General features: G+C 37.7%; 16 protein-coding genes. 12 read left to right on the plus strand and 4 right to left on the minus strand.

Annotated elements, in window-relative coordinates:
* The first annotated feature begins 66 nt into the window (after window positions 1–66).
* From prmA to rpiB, 10 genes are all read left to right on the plus strand, one after another.
* Entirely contained in the window at window positions 67–930 is an 864-nt protein-coding gene (gene prmA, locus HMPREF9145_RS06060; protein ID WP_021825500.1) for a 50S ribosomal protein L11 methyltransferase, read from the plus strand.
* Between the two features lie 774 nt (window positions 931–1,704).
* Window positions 1,705–2,907, plus strand: coding sequence for an aldose epimerase family protein (locus HMPREF9145_RS06065; protein ID WP_036906855.1), 1,203 nt, complete (start codon window positions 1,705–1,707; stop codon window positions 2,905–2,907).
* Window positions 2,908–2,936: 29 nt separating this feature from the next.
* Window positions 2,937–4,898 (plus strand): sodium:solute symporter family transporter, encoded by a 1,962-nt coding sequence (locus HMPREF9145_RS06070; protein ID WP_021825494.1) that lies wholly within the window; start codon window positions 2,937–2,939, stop codon window positions 4,896–4,898.
* 96 nt (window positions 4,899–4,994) lie between these two features.
* On the plus strand, window positions 4,995–5,672 hold the full coding sequence (locus HMPREF9145_RS06075) for an NUDIX hydrolase (protein WP_021825515.1): 678 nt from the start codon (window positions 4,995–4,997) through the stop codon (window positions 5,670–5,672).
* A gap of 25 nt (window positions 5,673–5,697) precedes the next feature.
* Window positions 5,698–6,396 (plus strand): L-ribulose-5-phosphate 4-epimerase, encoded by a 699-nt coding sequence (locus HMPREF9145_RS06080; RefSeq protein WP_021825475.1) that lies wholly within the window; start codon window positions 5,698–5,700, stop codon window positions 6,394–6,396.
* 29 nt (window positions 6,397–6,425) lie between these two features.
* Window positions 6,426–7,967: an L-arabinose isomerase gene (gene araA, locus HMPREF9145_RS06085; protein ID WP_021825511.1), complete on the plus strand. Its 1,542-nt coding sequence runs from the start codon at window positions 6,426–6,428 to the stop codon at window positions 7,965–7,967.
* Window positions 7,968–7,990: 23 nt separating this feature from the next.
* Window positions 7,991–9,583, plus strand: coding sequence for a xylulokinase (locus HMPREF9145_RS06090; RefSeq protein WP_021825469.1), 1,593 nt, complete (start codon window positions 7,991–7,993; stop codon window positions 9,581–9,583).
* A 100-nt stretch (window positions 9,584–9,683) separates the two neighbouring features.
* Complete coding sequence (locus tag HMPREF9145_RS06095) at window positions 9,684–11,237, plus strand: alpha-N-arabinofuranosidase (protein ID WP_021825490.1); 1,554 nt, start codon at window positions 9,684–9,686, stop codon at window positions 11,235–11,237.
* 29 nt (window positions 11,238–11,266) lie between these two features.
* On the plus strand, window positions 11,267–13,300 hold the full coding sequence (locus HMPREF9145_RS06100; RefSeq protein WP_021825521.1) for a transketolase family protein: 2,034 nt from the start codon (window positions 11,267–11,269) through the stop codon (window positions 13,298–13,300).
* Between the two features lie 66 nt (window positions 13,301–13,366).
* Window positions 13,367–13,804 (plus strand): ribose 5-phosphate isomerase B, encoded by a 438-nt coding sequence (gene rpiB / locus HMPREF9145_RS06105; protein WP_021825446.1) that lies wholly within the window; start codon window positions 13,367–13,369, stop codon window positions 13,802–13,804.
* A gap of 72 nt (window positions 13,805–13,876) precedes the next feature.
* Here rpiB and pyk read toward each other — a convergent pair whose 3' ends face one another.
* Window positions 13,877–15,361 (minus strand): pyruvate kinase, encoded by a 1,485-nt coding sequence (pyk, locus tag HMPREF9145_RS06110; RefSeq protein WP_021825471.1) that lies wholly within the window; start codon window positions 15,359–15,361, stop codon window positions 13,877–13,879.
* A 245-nt stretch (window positions 15,362–15,606) separates the two neighbouring features.
* The gene (locus HMPREF9145_RS06115) at window positions 15,607–16,275 is read right to left on the minus strand and encodes a DnaJ domain-containing protein (protein WP_007133477.1); all 669 of its coding nucleotides are present in this window, start codon (window positions 16,273–16,275) and stop codon (window positions 15,607–15,609) included.
* Window positions 16,276–16,814: 539 nt separating this feature from the next.
* On the opposite strand from HMPREF9145_RS06115, the gene HMPREF9145_RS06120 reads away from it, so the two are divergent.
* The gene (locus HMPREF9145_RS06120) at window positions 16,815–17,738 is read left to right on the plus strand and encodes a tRNA threonylcarbamoyladenosine dehydratase (protein ID WP_021825497.1); all 924 of its coding nucleotides are present in this window, start codon (window positions 16,815–16,817) and stop codon (window positions 17,736–17,738) included.
* Between the two features lie 14 nt (window positions 17,739–17,752).
* The gene (locus HMPREF9145_RS06125; protein WP_021825482.1) at window positions 17,753–18,847 is read left to right on the plus strand and encodes a hypothetical protein; all 1,095 of its coding nucleotides are present in this window, start codon (window positions 17,753–17,755) and stop codon (window positions 18,845–18,847) included.
* Window positions 18,848–18,859: 12 nt separating this feature from the next.
* Here HMPREF9145_RS06125 and rlmH read toward each other — a convergent pair whose 3' ends face one another.
* Together rlmH and HMPREF9145_RS06135 are read right to left on the minus strand one after the other, a co-directional pair.
* Window positions 18,860–19,330: a 23S rRNA (pseudouridine(1915)-N(3))-methyltransferase RlmH gene (rlmH, locus tag HMPREF9145_RS06130; RefSeq protein WP_021825478.1), complete on the minus strand. Its 471-nt coding sequence runs from the start codon at window positions 19,328–19,330 to the stop codon at window positions 18,860–18,862.
* Entirely contained in the window at window positions 19,327–19,617 is a 291-nt protein-coding gene (locus tag HMPREF9145_RS06135) for a DUF4491 family protein (protein ID WP_021825473.1), read from the minus strand. The genes rlmH and HMPREF9145_RS06135 overlap by 4 nt, the downstream gene beginning before the upstream one ends.
* Between the last annotated feature and the right edge of the window lie 64 nt (window positions 19,618–19,681).

The raw sequence follows: 19,681 nt of genomic DNA on the forward strand, positions 1-19,681 counted from the left end.
ATTCCCTAATCCGTGATAGGTTTTTCCCTATTTTTATATATATTTGCAGTAAAATTAAAATTCATTATGAAGTATCTTGAAATAGAGTTCTCTATTGATTGCAATACAAATGTAGCGGAAGATGTTCGTGCTCTGCTTGCAGATGCAGCCGGAGAAGCTGGATGTGAATCATTTGAAGACACACCTAATGGGCTAAGAGCTTATGTTCAAACAGACCTTTGGAATGAAAATGCAATGAAAGAAGCCATTAATGATTTCCCCATTGCTAATGTGAATATTCAATATTCTGTTAGTGATGCAGATGACATTGATTGGAATAAAGAGTGGGAAGAGCAAGGTTTTGCCCCCATAAACATAGATAACAAGCTCTTGATTTGTGATGCAAAGAAGAGCCTTCCTGATATAAAAGATGATAATATTGACCATATTTTCATTGATGCAAAGTTAGCATTTGGAACAGGAAATCACGAGACTACCCGAATGATTGTATCCACTTTATTGCATCTTAACCTAACAGACAAACGGGTACTTGACTGTGGTTGCGGTACAGGAATATTAGGTATCGTAGCATTAAAATATGGTGCAAAGTCTGTTGTTGGCTACGACATAGATGAATGGAGCGTAGAAAACGCGAAACACAATGCGGAAATCAACAACGTAGAAAACATTGAAATCTATCAAGGAGACGCCAATGTGTTGAACCACATTTCAGGAGTTTTCGACATTGTTTTAGCCAATATTAATCGCAATATCATTCTTAATGATATCTCAACGCTAAAGAGCGTGATGCACAAAGGTAGCCTTTTGATTCTTAGTGGCTTCTATATGACAGATGTTCCTATGATTCTTAATCATGCGAAACAACTGGGGTTAGAAGAATATGGACGTAAAAATGAGGGGGAATGGGCTTGCCTTGTCTTAACTATCTAAAAGGAAGACGCTACAAATTCAACATTGCATTTTCAATCAAAACATAATCGGTGCATAATATTGGATATGTTATGCACCGATTATTTATATCTGCTTGTATTACCAAACCTGTACTACCTGTTATATCCTCGAAAGTAGTTGCATCATAGCATGTGTAATTCTAATTTCTAAACTGGCTGAAACCATCCTACGAAAAGACTCAAATCATTCGACGAAGTGATTGAGATTAATCAACGATTTGACTGAAACCATTATATAAAAGATTTCATGTAATTATTTTCTTTAATATCATTTGTTTATATTATTGATTACAAGTGGTTTATTATTAAATAATAAATGTATTAATTTAAGAATAAAAGTGCGCTGACTATACATATTAATTAAATACACAATAGATACAAAATATTTTGAGGGCGATGATTTTCTTTCTATACTTACACCTTATATATTAAGGTGAAATAAACACCATGCAAACTTAAAGACAAATTAAACATTCATCAATACAAATAAAAACTTGCAGAGACTATGCACTATTAAGTTGAATAAACACCTTTATAAATTAACCCTTTCCAAGCAAAAGAGAATCAATTTGGATAGCCGTTTATTCATATAAAGTATGGATGTAGTACCCAACAAAATAGGCAACGAAATATATAAAAGTGTTAATTAAACACTAACAACAAAAAAAATATATCTTGTAGAGATACAAGTTATTAAAAAAAGTAGTATTTTTACACCATAAAAATTTATTCACCTAAATAATCACTCATGTTTATGAGAAACTTAAAGACTATTTTATTGGGAGCCGGAATGGCAAGCCTTATGATCTCTTCTTGCGTCAACAAAGAAGGTATTCACACAACCGTTTCTGGCTTAAATCCGTCAGCCTTTGATTCAACAATTAACGGAAAGAAGACTGAATTGCTTACACTCACTAATCAAAAAGGAATGGAAGTCTGTCTAACAAATTATGGAGGACGTGTGGTTTCAATTTGTGTGCCCGACAAAAACAACAAACCTACTGATGTCGTTTTAGGCTATGATAACATTACACAATATGCCGACACCTTACATTCCCCTTCAGATTATGGGTCATCTGTTGGGCGATATGCTAACCGAATCAAAGACTCTAAACTCATCATTGATGGGAAAAGTTACCAACTTAAAGTCAATGACAACAGTAATTGCCTTCATGGAGGTGGCAATAGTGGCTGGATGAATCAAGTTTATGATATAAAAGCGAAGACCGATTCATCAGTAGTTTTTGCCATAAAAGCAAAAGATGGAGAGAATGGTTTCCCTGGAACAGTGGAAGCAACTGCCACATATACGGTGAGGAATAATAACTCATTGGACATTGTTTTCGAAGCAACGACCGATAAAAAAACAGTGATAAACATGACAAACCATTGTTATTTCAATCTCAATGGTGACCTCTCGAAAGATGGTTTTGACCAAATAATGTATATCAACGCAGACAAATTTACCCCCAGCGACAAATATTATATCCCAACAGGAGAAATAAAAGATGTTACGGGGACACCAATGGACTTTAGAAAAGCGGCTGTGATTGGTAAAAAAATAGATATGACTTATGACCAAATTAAAAATGCAACAGGATATGATCACAATTGGTGTTTGAACACATATCAGCATGGTAAAGGCAACGACCAAGCCATTGCAGCGAGCCTTTATTCCCCAAAGACAGGTATTAAGCTATCGGTTTACACCAATGAACCAGGCCTTCAAGTTTATACAGGAAACTTTCAAGGAACGGGAATCACCTGCAAACATGGTATTAAATATCCCAAACATGTAAGCGTATGCTTTGAGAGTCAGAAATATCCTGATTCACCAACGAAGATAAACAACAAGACAAAGGGTTGGGAAATCTCAAATCCAATACTCAAACCAGGCGAAAAATACTATAGTCATTTAGTCTACAAGTTCTCTATTGAGAATCAGAATAAGAAATAAACTAAAAACTCTAATCTAATAACTAAACAATGAATAAGATTATAGAAGCTATCAGTCAGTCGGGCTTTAAGACTATTGACTTAATTATTCTCATTATTTACCTTGTGTTACTCGTAGGACTTGGGCTCTTTCTTAGCCGTAACAAAGCAGGTAAAGAGAAAAGTGCTAACGATTACTTTCTGGCAGGCAACACCCTAACATGGTGGGCCGTAGGTGCCTCTTTGATTGCAGCAAATATCTCTGCAGAGCAATTTATTGGCATGTCGGGCACCGGATTCCGCGATGGTATAGCCATAGCAGCTTATGAAGTCATGGCAGCTGTGACCTTAGTTGTTATCGGTAAGTTCCTCCTTCCCGTGATGCTTGACCGCAAAATCTTTACTATACCACAGTTTCTACGTGAGCGTTATAATGATGGCGTAGGGCTTGCATTCTCTATTTTGTGGCTTTTCCTCTATGTTTTTGTTAATCTAACTTCTGTTGCTTGGCTGGGAGCATTAGCCATTGAACAGATACTTGGTTTACAAGGATTATCTGTTAACATCTTAGGATTTACCATTTCAATGCGTATGCTGATTATCCTTGCACTCTTTATTATTGCAGGCTTATATTCAATCTATGGCGGTTTAGCGTCTGTTGCATGGACAGATGTGATGCAAGTTACCTTCCTTGTTGGTGGAGGTTTAATCACAGCCTTTATTGCATTGACCGAAATGGGAAAGGTGTTTGGTACAGATGCTATTGGTGCATTAAGCAGAGTATATACAGATTTGACCACAGGCTCTCATATCAATGATGTACATTTCCATCTCGTTATCCAAGAAAGCCATAACGTAAGCGCTTTTGAGAATGTGCCAGGAATAGCAGCTGTTGTTGGAGGTGTATGGCTTACGAACTTAGGTTACTGGGGATTCAATCAGTATATCATACAGAAAGGTCTTGCTGCAAAAAGCATTAGTGAAGCTAAAAAAGGCCTTGTCTTTGCAGGTTTCTTAAAGATTTTAATTCCGTTTATCGTCGTATTACCAGGTATTTGTGCCTATTACATCATGCAAGATCCACAAGCCTTTTCTAATATTCACCTTGTTGGGCATATTGAAAGAGCCGATGATGCCTATCCATGGCTCATTAGAAACTTCACACCAACAGGTATAAAAGGCTTGAGTTTCGCGGCTTTAGCTGCTGCAATCATTTCTTCTTTGGCCTCAATGTTTAACTCTACCTCTACTCTTTTCACTATGGATATATACAAAAAATATATCAACAAAGATGCGAAAGATAAGGCATTGGTTAGCGTAGGACGCTTAGTTGCAGTGGGAGCACTCATCATTGCCTTGATTGCTGTAGAGCCGTTATTGGGTGGTTTAGACCAAGCTTTTCAATATATTCAAGAGTATTCTGGCTTCATTTACCCAGGAATCATCGTTGTGTTTGGCTTAGGATTACTCTGGAAAAGAGCCTCTTCTACTGCTGCAGTATGGACAGCTATACTCACAATTCCTATGGGAATATTATTTAAAATAATGTTACCTAATGTTGCTTTTCAATTCCGTGCGGGATATATTTTCATCCTTCTCTTTGTATTTTTCGTTGTGGTTTCTTATTTCGATAAGAAGTATGTGCGTTGTGAACAGCCTTCTGAAACCGATCAAAAACAAATGTTACTTTGGGCAAAAATATTAGGCTCCGCTGGTATCCTAATGATTCTTGCAGCAGCTATTGTAACTATTCTGGGCACGATACACCCTGGAGGGAATCCTGATACAAGTGTTATTGCCTATTTAAATGATATCGGTTTCCAAGCATTCTATTTCTTTGGGATGCTCACAGGCTCATCAGCAATATGGCTATATAGTAATTCTAAAGACAGAGTTCAAGATGTAAAGGCACTCCCAATCAACTTAAAACTATTTGCAACAGACCGCGGATATACGATTGGCACCTGTGGAATTGTATTGATTACTTTCTTACTTTATGCTTTGTTATGGTAAGAATAAACATAAAGATAGATTGTAACTAAAATATAAACAACATTTAGAAATGATGAAACATGAACTATATTTTCTAACATAAAAAATTAATTAGATATGACAAACTTTTATGGTGAACATACCAAACTATACGTATCAGTAGATTGTATTATCTTTGGTTTCGAGAAAGGTAAATTAAAACTTCTGCTTGGTAAAAGGAAAATGGATCCAGGACGTGGGGATTTATCGCTTTATGGCGGCTTCGTGGGTGCAAAAGAAAGCTTAACAGATGCCGCAAATAGAGTTCTGAAAGACCTCACTGGCCTTGGAAACCTTTATATGAAGCAAGTTAGTGCCTTTGGAAATATAGATCGTGATCCGGGAGAACGCGTTATTTCAATTGCATATTGCGCACTTATCAACGTTAAAGACTATGATGATAAGCTTCGGATTCAGCATGGCTTAGAGTGGGTGAACTTAGAAGAGATGCCGAAACTCTATTCAGATCATAATATCATGGTCAGCAAAGCAATTACAATGTTGCGTCGTCGCATTAATACAGAACCCTTGAGTTTCAATTTACTTCCTGACTTATTTACACTCACTCAGTTGCAACATGTCTACGAAGCGATATTGGGAGAAGAAATCGATAAACGTAACTTTAGAAAACGAATTAAGCAAATCGACTTCATCGAAAAAACTGAATTGATAGACAAAGTGACATCAAAACGTGGTGCAGCATTATATCGTTTTAATAAACGTGCCTATGAAGATGATCCGTATTTCAAGTTATAACATTTCATGATAAAAGACAACCAAAATGTTGGAAGAACTAAAAAGAAAAGTCTATAAGGCCAACCTTGACCTTGTGAAACATGGCCTTGTCATCTTTACATGGGGTAATGTGTCAGGCATTGACCGTGAGAAAGGATTAGTAGTCATTAAGCCTTCGGGAGTTAGTTATGATGAAATGTCTGCATCTGATATGGTAATTGTAGACTTATTTACAGGAAATGTCGTTGAAGGGGACCTCAACCCTTCATCCGATACGCCTACACACTTAGAATTATATCGTAATTTTACGAAGATAGGTGGCATCGTACACACTCATTCAACCTATGCAACAGCATGGTCGCAAGCAGGATGTTGCATACCCAATATTGGCACCACACATGCCGATTACTTTCATGATGCGATTCCATGCACCGAAGATATGGTAAAGAAGCAAATGGATGAATATGAGTTAAACACAGGTGTTGTCATTGTAGATAAATTCAAAAAAGAGCATATCGACTATCAACATACACCAGGAGTACTCGTTAAAAATCATGGTCCTTTCACTTGGGGAAAGAGCCCAGATAATGCTGTTTATAACGCAGTTGTGATGGAACAAGTAGCCAAGATGGCCTTTATCTCATTCAATATCAATCCACAAACAACCATGAATCCTCTCTTAATAGAGAAACATTTCAATAGAAAACATGGGCCAAATGCCTATTATGGACAGAAAAATAAATAATAAAAGTAAATAACTAAAAACTTAAAATCATGATTAAAGCTTTTGAACAATTTGAAGTTTGGTTTATAACCGGAGCACAATTATTATATGGAGGTGATGCTGTAAAGCAAGTAGATGGACACTCTAAAGAAATGGTTGATGGTCTAAACAACTCTGGTTTACTTCCAATTAAAGTAATATATGCAGGCACAGCAAACTCTTCGAAAGAGATTGTTGATGTTATGTTACGTGCAAATAATGAGAAAAAATGTATCGGAGTGATTACATGGATGCATACATTCTCACCAGCTAAGATGTGGATTAAAGGGTTACAACTACTCAATAAACCATTGCTCCACCTACATACTCAATATAATCAACAGATACCTTGGGACACTATGGATATGGATTTCATGAATCTTAATCAGAGTGCTCATGGAGATCGAGAATATGCTCATATCCTTTCAAGGCTCCGCAAGAATCGCAAGACCGTGATAGGATATTGGAAAGACGAGAAAACTCAAAAGCATATCGCCATATGGGAGCGCGTATGTGCAGGTTGGGCGGATGCTCAAGATTGCTTAATACTACGATTTGGTGACCAAATGAATAACGTTGCTGTAACCGATGGAGATAAAGTTGCTTTCGAACAGGTTATGGGTTATCATGTAGATTATTGTCCATTCTCAGAAGTTTTGTCTTATTTTGATAAGATTCCTGACACTGATGTCGATAACTTAGTAACTATATACTTCAAAGATTACGAGCATAATGCGAAGCTTGAAGATAAAAATACGGAAGAATATAAAAAGATTTGGAATTCAGCTAAGGCAGAAATTGCGATACGAAAAGTATTAGAAGCTTATGGCGCAAAAGGCTTTACTACGAATTTTGACGATTTAGGCGATGTCGAAATAGAGCAAACTGGTCATGGTTTTGACCAAATTCCGGGCTTAGCATCACAGCGTTTAATGAGCGAAGGAATCGGATTTGGTGCGGAAGGTGACTGGAAGTCGGCTGCATTGTATCGTACAACATGGTTTATGAGTCAAGGATTGGAGGGTGGAACTTCATTCCTCGAAGATTATACCCTTAATTTTGATGGAGAGAATACATCTATTCTTGAAGCACACATGTTAGAAATTAATCCAGATATTGCAGAAGAAAAGCCTCGCTTAGAAGTTCATTTCCTTGGCATAGGTTATAGAAAAAGTAAAACGGCAAGATTGGTTTTCACAAGTAAACAAGGCCATGGTGTTACTGCAACTATTGTTGATATGGGGAATCGTTTCCGCCTTATTGCAAATGATGTCAACTTGATTAAATCAAAACCACTACCAAAACTTCCTGTGGCTTCAGCTCTTTGGGTGCCAGAACCATCATTTGAAGTTGGCGTAGGTTGCTGGTTAAATGCTGGCGGTACACATCATTCATGCTTCAGTTTCGGTCTAACAGATGAATACTGGCGTGATTTCGCAGAAATAGCAGATATAGAAGTTTGTATTATTAATAAGGATACAGACTACGAGCAATTTCGAAAAGAACTGAAATTCAATGAAATTTACTACATGTTGAATAAAGCTCTTCGTTGAATTTATAAATAATTTTGATAACCATGGATGCAAAAAATATAATAGAAACAGGTAAAGCTGTACTTGGTATAGAATTTGGTTCAACCCGAATAAAAGCTATTCTTGTGGCTCCTAACAACCAACCTATTGCACAAGGTAGCTTTACATGGGAAAATAAAATAGTCGATAGACTATGGACTTATGGTGTTGATGACATTTGGAATGGCTTACAAGAATGTTATATGGCTTTGCGCGAAAACGTTAAATCGAAGTATAATACAGATATAAAAGTATTGGCTGCGATAGGAATTAGTGCAATGATGCATGGCTATATGGCGTTTAATGAAGACCAAAAACTATTAATTCCATTCCGCACTTGGCGTAATACCAACACTGTTAAGGCCGCAACAGAGCTCTCATCCCTGTTTAATTTCAATATTCCTCTACGTTGGAGCATTTCCCATTTATATCAATGTGTTCTCGACAAAGAAAGACATTTGCAAGAAGTTAAATTCATAACAACTCTTGCAGGCTATGTACATTGGCAACTGACAGGGAAAAAGGTTTTAGGAATTGGAGATGCATCAGGTATGTTCCCCATTGATTCTACAACAAAGAATTATGATGCAGAGATGATAAGAAAGTTTGAAGAACTAATTGCCCCTTATCATTTTTCATGGAAACTTCAAGATCTTCTTCCTTCAATTCTATTAGCTGGTGAAAGTGGAGGAACTCTAACAAAAGAAGGAGCTGCTCTACTTGATTGTTCTGGTCAATTGCAATCAGGCTGTCCTTTATGTCCACCTGAAGGTGATGCTGGTACAGGAATGGTAGCAACTAATGCCATAAGACCACGAACAGGCAATGTATCAGCTGGAACATCTTCTTTTTCTATGATTGTGTTAGAACGAGAACTATCTAAAGCTTACGAAGTAATTGACATGGTTACAACCCCAGATGGCGCTCCTGTAGCAATGGTACATTGTAATAATTGTACGTCAGATTTGAATTCATGGATAAACATTTTCAAAGAATATCAATATCTTATTGGGGCCAAGATTGATGAAAGTGAGATCTACGAAAAACTTTTCTCACATGCTCTCGAAGGTGATAATGATTGTGGAGGACTAATATACTATAATTATATCTCAGGCGAACCAGTTACTGGTTTGACCAAAGGTCGTCCACTCTTTGTACGTTCTGTAAACGACAAATTTAACTTATCTAATTTCATTAAATCGCAATTGTATGCTACCATTTGCGTGCTAAAGATTGGCAATGATATATTGTTTAATGACGAAAAGGTAATGGTTGACAGAATCACTGCACACGGAGGACTATTCAAAACAAAAAATGTTGTACAACGTATCCTTGCTGCTGCCTTAAAGACTCCAATCTCTGTTATGGAAACAGCAGGTGAAGGAGGTGCCTGGGGAATAGCATTACTTGCAAGCTTTCTTGTCAATAGAGAAACGAACCAAACTCTTGATGAATACCTAAACCATAAGGTCTTCGCTGGAAATGCAGGGATAGAAGTCACTGCAAACGATGATGAGATTGACGGATTTAATGCTTATGCAGAGAATTATAAACTTGGGTTATCAATTGAGCAAGCAGCCATTAAATTTAAAAAATAATGTAAAAGTTCAACAACTACTTTTCAACAACCTGATTTTTAAATAAACAGAGGGAGCTACTCTCTGTTTATTTTTAAACTCACTAAAAATCAAAAACGAAATGAAAAAGAAAGTCTTAACTATTGTTCTTTTTATTCTGAGCAATACATTAATTAGCTTTGCTGAAGATACAAAGATTATTCTACATACTAAACAAAATGCAGGAACAATCCATAAAGAGTTATATGGGCAATTCGCAGAACACTTAGGAACATGTATTTATGGTGGATTGTGGGTCGGAAATAACTCTTCTATCCCTAACATTAATGGCTATCGAAAGGACGTTTTACATGCATTACAAGACTTAAAAGTACCAGTATTGAGATGGCCGGGAGGTTGTTTTGCTGATGAATATCATTGGATGGATGGGATAGGTCCCCAAGATAAACGCCCTAAAATGCAGAATAATAACTGGGGAGGGACTATTGAAGACAACTCGTTTGGAACCCATGAATTCTTAAATTTATGTGAATTATTAGGGGCAGAACCATATATTAGCGGTAATGTAGGCTCTGGAACTGTTGAGGAATTAGCTAAGTGGGTCGAATATATGACAAGCGACGGCGATACTCCAATGGCAAATCTACGCAGAAAGAATGGAAGACAAAAGGCTTGGAAAGTTAAATATCTTGGCGTAGGAAATGAAAGTTGGGGATGTGGAGGCAATATGCGCCCCGAATATTATAGTGATCTATTTCGCAGATACTCTGTTTATTGCCGCAACTATGATACAAATAGGCTTTACAAAATAGCTTCTGGAGCAAGTGATTACGATTACAATTGGACAAAAGTTCTAATGGATAATGTTGGCAATCGCATGGATGGACTTTCTCTTCACTATTATACAGTAAAAGGTTGGAGTGGAAGTAAAGGTTCCGCTACAAAATTTTTGAATGATGAGTATTATTGGACGATTGGAAAATGTTTAGAGATCGAAGATGTGATCAAAAAGCATTGTAGTATCATGGACAAAAGAGATCCACAAAAAAGGATTGGCCTTCTTGTTGACGAATGGGGAACCTGGTGGGACGAAGAACCAGGAACTATCCGCGGACATCTATATCAACAAAACACTATGCGCGATGCTTTTGTTGCCGCTTTAACCCTAAACATCTTTCATCGTCATGTTGATCGTGTCAAGATGGCTAATATTGCACAGGTAGTAAACGTTCTACAAAGCATGATTTTAACGGATATGAAAGGCAATGGTCATATGGTTTTAACACCCACTTATCACGTTTTCCGGATGTATCAACCATTCCAAGATGCAACAGCATTACCTTTAGAGATCAGTTGCGACTCTATAAAAGTGAGAGAAAATCAAACAATTCCAACCATCTTTTCAAGTGCAGCAAAGACCAAAGATAATTCTATTGTCGTTTCATTGGCAAACATTAGTCTCGACAAATCACAAGATATTGATATTGTTTCAGACCTATCAACAATTAATAATATCACAGGAGAAATCCTAAAATGCAAGAATATTTCTGATTATAACGACTTTGAGCATCCTCAAACTATTGCTCCTCACGTTTTCAAAGATATGAAAATAAAGAAAAATATAATAAAAATAAAAATTCCAGCAAAGTCTATTGTCGTTTTAAATATAAAATAGTATATTTGTAAAGTATAAAAAACACTATCATGAACGATATTAAAGTTATGAACCATGCAGCAGATAACATCCGTATACTTTCGGCTGCTATGGTAGAGAAAGCAAACTCTGGACATCCTGGGGGAGCCATGGGAGGTGCAGACTTTATTAATGTACTATTCTCCGAATTTTTGATTTATGATCCTAAAGATCCTACATGGACAGGAAGAGATCGCTTTTTCCTTGACCCTGGGCACATGAGTCCAATGCTATATGCAGGTCTAACATTAAGAGGCTTCTTCACACTTGATGATTTAAAACAATTCCGTCAGTGGGGCTCAGTAACTCCTGGTCATCCAGAACTTGATATATATCGTGGTATTGAAAACTCTTCTGGGCCACTTGGCCAAGGGCATGCTATGGCTGCAGGTGCAGCTGTTGCAGAGAAGTTTCTTGAGGCTCGCCTTAGTAAAACAATGATGCAGCATAAAATTTATGCATATATCAGTGATGGAGGTATACAGGAAGAGATTTCTCAAGGCGTTGGAAGAATTGCAGGAAACTTAGGACTCAACAATCTCATTATGTTCTATGATTCTAATGATATCCAGCTTTCTACTGAATGTGGGGTCGTTATATCAGAGAATACTGAAATGAAATATAAAGCTTGGGGATGGAATGTTATCACCATTAATGGTAATGATGTATCAGAAATTCGACAAGCGTTAAACGCAGCAATAAAAGAAGAAGACCGCCCTACCCTTATTATTGGTAAAACCATTATGGGCAAAGGTGCATTGAAAGAAGATGGTTCTTCATACGAACGCAATGTAAAAACACATGGCGCACCACTTGGAGGAAATGCTTATACAAATACTATTAAGAATTTAGGAGGTAATCCTGAGGATGCATTTATCATCTTCGAAGATGTTAAAGCCCTATATTCAAAACGCGAGGAAGAATTGAACAACATTGTTCATAAACGCCGAACTGCTGAAGAAGAATGGAAAAAAGCAAACCCTGAAAAGGCTACTCTCATGAGTAAATGGTTCAGTGGAGAAGCTCCTGAAATAGATTGGAGTAAAGTTAATCAAAAAGAAGGCATTGCCACTCGCGTTGCCAGTGCAGAATGTTTAAGTGTCTTAGCAGAACAAGTCCCTAATATGATTTGCGCATCTGCAGACCTTAGTAACTCTGATAAGACTGATGGCTTCTTAAAGAAAACTAAGAGTTTCGTTCGCAAAGACTTCAGTGGAGCCTTTTTCCAGGCAGGTGTGGCAGAGCTTACAATGGCAGATATGTGTATTGGTATGATGCTTCACGGGGGTGTTATTGCTGCAATGGGAACTTTCTTTGTCTTTTCTGACTATATGAAACCAGCCATTCGAATGGCAGCATTAATGCAAACTCCTGTCAAGTTCATTTGGTCACATGACGCATTCCGCGTTGGAGAAGATGGCCCTACACATGAGCCTGTTGAGCAAGAAGCACAAATACGTCTCATGGAAAAGCTTAAAAACCATTCAGGAAAAGATAGTGTACGCGTATTCAGACCGGCAGATTCACATGAAACTACTATTTGTTGGAAACTGGCTATGGCCAATACAGCAACACCATCTGCTCTTATCTTGTCGCGTCAGGGAATCGAAAATCTACCAGAAGGAAATGACTATGAGCAAGTAACTAAAGGTGCCTATATTATAAAAGGCTCTGATGAGAACCCTGATGTCATTTTAGTTGCAAGTGGATCAGAGATATCTACCCTTATGTCTGGAAGCGAACTACTACGTAAAGATGGTGTGAAAGTACGCATAGTCAGCGCACCTTCTGAAGGCTTATTCCGTGAACAAAGTAAAGAATACCAAAACAAAGTTCTACCCTACAACGTAAAAAAGTTCGGATTAACAGCTGGTCTACCTGTCACACTTGAAGGACTTGTCGGCATAGGTCCTTATAGTAAGGTCTTTGGTCTACAGAGTTTTGGTTTCTCTGCACCTTATAAGGTACTTGATGAGAAGCTGGGCTACACAGGGAAGAACGTTTATGAGCAAGTTAAATCATTTCTTACAGAATCGTTAGAATAAACATTATATGGGAAAAAGTCAATAGACTTTTTCCCTATCCTTTTAACCTATAACACAGAATTGCTTATGGAAGTAAAGACAGTTGGTATCGCCTGCGACCATGCGGGCTTCCCTTTGAAACAGTTTGTGCTTGAGTATCTTGAGAAAAAAGGTTACCCAGTGAAAGACTTTGGCACATATAGTAGTGAGAGTGTTGACTATCCTGATTTTGCACATCCTTTAGCAGAAGCTATTGAACAGGGTGAAGTCTATCCAGGAATTGGCATATGTGGTAGCGGAGAAGGAATGGCTATTACACTCAATAAGCATCAAGGTGTTCGTGCAGGATTAGCATGGAACAAGGACATTGCACAACTAATCCGTCAGCATAACGATGCAAATGCTATTGTCTTGCCAGGTCGTTTTATTGACAATAAGACAGCAGAAAAAATCTTAGATGCATTCTTTAGTGCTACATTTGAAGGTGGACGTCATGAACGTCGCGTTAAAAAGATAGCACAATAAAAACTTAAGAAATAAAATAAAGGGGAAAGTCCATTAGAACTTTCCCCTTTATTTATATTATTATTTGAACTACTATTCGTTACATTTATCCTCCTGTTCATCAACGCTTCGGTCTAAGTTTTCTGGAAGGTGGAATTGATAGCTTCTGTTAAAGACTTCTTCTACCTTATTAATTTCTAAGAAAGTAGTACCGCCTCCTTCACCAAAACTACCACTAAGATAGGCTATCTTATCCTCATCTTTAATGTAACCTTTCTGCCTCAACATACGTAATGCAGCAAAGAACATGTATTGTGAGCTCACCTGTTCACGCTGATAAATTGGAATTACACCATAACTGAGATTCAGCCAACGTTGAGTTTTCTCATTATAACAAATGGCTAAGACTGGCACTGGGCCACGAAATGCAGCCAAATTACGCGCTGTTTGTCCTGTCTCACTGTCTGTAATAATACCGGCAACTCCTAACTTTCGCGTTGCATCTATAGCGGCATGTGCTAAGAATGCACGCTGATCCAAGTCCTCGCTTGACAATGGAACCTCAATATCATCATTGAGACACTTATCTTTTTCGGCCTGTTCTGCAATGCGAGCCATGGTCTGTACAGCCTCAAGAGGATATTTTCCACTTGCAGTTTCGCCACTCAACATGAGCGCATCTGTACGATAATAGATTGCATTTGCAATATCAGTTACCTCAGCACGCGTAGGACGTGGATTATTAATCATTGTGTGAAGCATCTGTGTTGCCACAATTACAGGCTTACGACATGCCACACATTTCCGAATGATATTCCGTTGAATGCCAGGAATTCTCTCTATTGGCACCTCTATCCCCAAGTCACCTCGTGCAATCATTATACCATAAGAAGCATCTATAATCTCATCAATATTGTCGACACCTTCTTGGTTTTCTATCTTCGAAATGATTTTAATGTCGCTGCCATGCTCATCCAATATATCCTGAACTTCCTTTATATCAGCCGCATTTCTGACAAAAGAGTGAGCAATAAAGTCTATATCCAACTCTATCGCTAAAAGGATATTCTGTTTATCTTTCTCTGTAAGTGCAGGAAGATCAATATGTTCACCCGGAATATTTACACTCTTGTGAGCTCCTAAAACACCATCATTCTGAACCTGAGCTACAAGCATTGGACCATTATTCTCTACAATACGCATATCGAGTTCACCATCATCAAACAGCAAATCGTCACCCACCTTTACATCTTTGGTAATATCTCGATAAGAAAGATTAATAGTATCGTGTGTAGAATCCATCTCTGGACGCCCAAACACCTTTACCATATCGCCAATCTTAAACTCTAAAGGCGACTCCACACCAGTCGTTCTAACCTCAGGTCCTTTTGTATCAATCATGATCCCTATATGTGGAGATACGGCACGCACATTCTTTACGATAGTCCGAATACCTTCAGGAGTGGCATGAGCGGTATTCATTCGAACAACGTTCATACCTGCAAAGAATAGCTTACGAATAAAGCTTTGGTCGCATCTTCGGTCACTAATTGAAGCTATTATTTTTGTCTGTTTCATATTGTTGGCTTAAATTTTCCTACAAAGTTAGTGCAAATATCGCATAAAACAAAGCTTTTGCCACTTGTTTTATTCCTTTTTCAGAAATCAAAGAATAAACTACTATCCTGTAATTCTTTTCTTCTCTTAATTTACCTCTACTCTACATTCTACTTTGAGAATAACGAAATATGGCATCTCCTACTTTATAGCGATGCCATATCTTCATCTATTCTCCTTTTCTATACAATTAAATCTGACCAACATTAGCTGTTTTTCATTTCCTGTAACAGCTGTTTCTGTCGCTCACTTAGCCCTGTTGGCAACTTCACTTCATAAACGATAATCAAGTCACCATAGGTTCCATCGCCACGATTATAACCGCGACCACGAAGCCGAACCTTTGTACCATTCTGAGTTTCAGGCTTTACTTTTAACTTCACTTTTTGCCCGTTGTTAAGTTGTATGATGATTTCGCCACCCAGAAGTGCCGTATACATATCCAAACTTACCTTTGCTTCCATCTGGCCACTATGCTGTTGTTGCTGGCCACCAAAGCCTGATGAACGGAAATGTCCACCTCCAAAGAGATCTTGGAAAAAGCTTGAGAAGCCACCACCCTCACCTCCATAGCTATTAAAATCAAAGCCTTCAAAAGGATTTCCACCTCCACTATATGCCCCAGATGAATTACCTTGGAATGCATCAGCCTGCTTCCATTGCTCTCCATACTTATCATACTTCGCACGTTTCTCGGGATCATTGATGACATCATAAGCCTCATTAAGCGCTTGAAACTTTGCCTTTGCTTTTGGATCATTAGGATGTAGGTCTGGATGAAAAAGCTTTGCACGCTTCCTGTAAGCTGCTCTTACATCCTTTTGTGGAATATTTCGGTCGACACCTAAAATTTTATAATAGTCTATAAAAGCCATAATTTTATTTCGTTTTGTTTATATTTATAATTTTTACTCAGTTGAACAATAGCAAAAAGCATGCCCAACTCCATTACTTTATGGGGTAAAACTGAATAACAATGAAAATAATTCTGCGTTAAATAACGTCCCAATTCTATAAAGAAGGAATTCAAATTTTATGTTCGACAAACACAATGGCTTTCATCATAACCACGCGTTTATTCTCTTGTCTTCAATCATTTATAAATCATTGATTATCAACTCATCTTATAAACCCATTGATTATCCGTGACAAAATGGCTGATATTAGTTGACAAAATGACCTACTTTACACTGCAAAATGAATCAAACAACGACAGAATATGCTTCATTTTACTCGATAAAAAACCATAGTACCAACTACTGCCCCACTTTTCTAATATCATGATAACCGAATAAGACTGCAAAAGGTCAATAGCCTTAGCAAACTAAAATACACTATTCTTTATATTGTTTTAACTTTGCTTTTTCTTTCTTTTTCCTTACCTTTGCAGCCAAAAAATAGGTTATTAGCTGTTATGCAGAATCAATTTTCACGCACACAATTACTGATTGGTAAGCCAGCCATGGACACTTTGTCTGGTGCGCGCGTTGCCGTTTTCGGTATAGGTGGAGTCGGTAGTTACGTAACCGAAGTGTTGGCACGTAGCGGTGTTGGTGAACTCGACATCTTTGATGATGATCGTGTCTGTCTAACCAATGTCAATAGACAACTTTATGCGCTACTATCCACTGTAGGAAAACATAAAGTTGACGTTGCAGAAGAACGCATACACGATATCAATCGTCATTGTATCGTACATAAATATCAGATGTTTTACCTCCCCGAGAATGCCGATGCAATCGATCTAAAACAGTTTGATTATGTTGTAGATTGCATTGATACGGTTAGTGCAAAACTTGAACTTATTAAGCGATGTCACCGACTACATATCCCAATAATCTCTTGTATGGGAGCTGCAAACAAGTTAGATGCAACATCATTTAAGGTTGCTGACATCAATAAAACAAAGATGGATCCGCTTGCAAAGGTAATAAGAAAGAAACTACGCAAGTTGAATATCCCGCGCTTGAAAGTAGTTTATAGCGAAGAAGAGCCCATCAAACAGATTGATGACCCAAATATCAGTTGTAGATTTCATTGCATTTGTCCAGATAAAGACATGCGAAAATGTACTGACAGACGTGACATTCCTGCAAGTAATGCCTGGGTTCCAGCTGCAGCTGGACTGATTATTGGAGGTGAAGTGGTTAAAGATCTTGTAAAAAAAGCTAATACTCTACGCATCTATCCCGAAGAATTTGAAACCAATCCTTATGCCCAAGCTGCAGCAGAAAAAGCTAAACATCATGAAGACAAATACAGAAAAATGATGGCAGAGAAAAGAAATGGCACATGGGTAGATGATAAAGTTGTGATGAAACTTCCCGAAGGATTTTAAATTATCAGGCTAACATGAAAGTTTTTCTATTCAATCCTGGTCACGATATAGCATTAGCAGCACATCAAAAATATGTCACGCTACCTCATGCTGCACGCCAATTACAAACCGACTTGGCTTTTCTTCCAGCTTTATGGGCTACAGAAGGAAGCTATGTCCTTGTGGAAGATAAGAATCATGTGAAAGTACCTACCTATCTTAAGCAATATACTTCACACGTGAACTTCATTGATTTCAATGACTTAGCGAATCATATTAAAGAAGAAATTGAATTTATTCCTTGGGGATGGGATTTAGCTTTACGCCAACAATTAATTGATAAAACACAAGGATTAATTGAAGATTTTCTTCCGTCAGAAAAGCAATTAGAAGGTATTCGAAATATAAGTGGAAGAGGTTGGAGTGCACTACACCTCCTACCCCGCTTGACATCATCGGTTGACAAGACAATAGGTGAAGTTGAAATCTTTGAAGACTACACTTCATTAACACAATATTTGCAACCGAAAGAAAATGGTTTAGCCTATCAATACGTATTAAAGGCACCATGGAGCAGTAGTGGTCGGGGACTGAGATTTGCCGACATGAATCACGAAGGCATTTCATCCCATCTTAAAGGATGGATTAAGAATGTGATAGACAAACAGAAATATATCACAGCAGAGCCATATTATAGTAAGGTATATGACTTTGGAATGGAGTTTTATGCACACAAAGATGGGACTATTGACTATCTTGGCTTATCAGTATTCAACACAACAAATGGTGCGTATACCGGTAATGTGTTGGCAGATGAAACTCAAAAAAAGAAAATATTATCAAGATATGTCTCGACAGCATGCTTGAAAAATATCCGTGATATCATTAAAAACATTATGTCTTCAGCCCTCAAAGATGTCTATACAGGTCCCTTTGGAGTTGATATGATGATTCTTAACAATGGATATATACATCCATGTGTGGAACTAAACCTGCGCCAAACTATGGGACATGTGGCCTTAGCGCTAACGCAAAAGGTTGAAGTTCCGCGTGTCATGCGCATGAGTTTTCAGGCAGGGCACTATTCAATGCACATCAACTCACTACCCTCTTTATCGAAAGAACAATAGCGTTCGAAAACGCTATTCATGGTGATAAGGTTCACCTTTGATGATAGTACATGCACGATAAAGTTGTTCTGTGAAGATGAGACGAACCATTTGGTGGCTAAATGTCATGCGCGACAAGGAGAGTTTTTCATTCGCCCGTTGATACATTGCTGCTGAAAACCCATACGGACCACCTATTACGAAAATAAGACGGCGGGCTGTATGCTGTTCTTTTTGTAACCATTCAGCAAATTCAATAGAGCGAAACTCTTTACCATGCTCATCAAGCAGTACAACCGTATCAGTAGGTTTCAGGCATGATAAGATTAACTCTCCCTCGCGTTCCTTTTGTTGTTCATTGCTGAGTTTCTTCGTATTCTTCAACTCAGGGATAACCGTGATATCAAAAGGCATGTAATGTTCGATGCGTTCTCGATAATCATTGATGCCTGCAATAAAATGTTTATTAATGGTTTTCCCCACTAAAATAAGAAGTGTTTTCATTTAACCTTATTCTTTTCTCTGCGAGGAAACCAACCTTTTTCAACTCTTTTCTTTTGCTCAAAAAGTTCACCAATCGACCAAAGTAATGAAGCGCCGAGCACACCGAATATAGATGACCAAATGATATGTGAGATACACATTGAACAAAGCACACAAACGATGCCCGAAATAAGGAATAGAATCCATGGTTTTGTACCAAAATAATATTCTGTTTTAATGACAATAGGATGAAATAAGCCTATTATCAAGAATGTAGAAATTGCAATTATTATACCAGTGAAATACATAATGTTATAGCTTTTAGGCCGCTAAGTTACAAAAAAATTATATATTAATCGATGTTTTTTGATT

The organism is Segatella salivae F0493 (assembly GCF_000477535.1).
In the GTDB taxonomy this organism is placed as follows: Bacteria; Bacteroidota; Bacteroidia; order Bacteroidales; family Bacteroidaceae; genus Prevotella; species Prevotella salivae.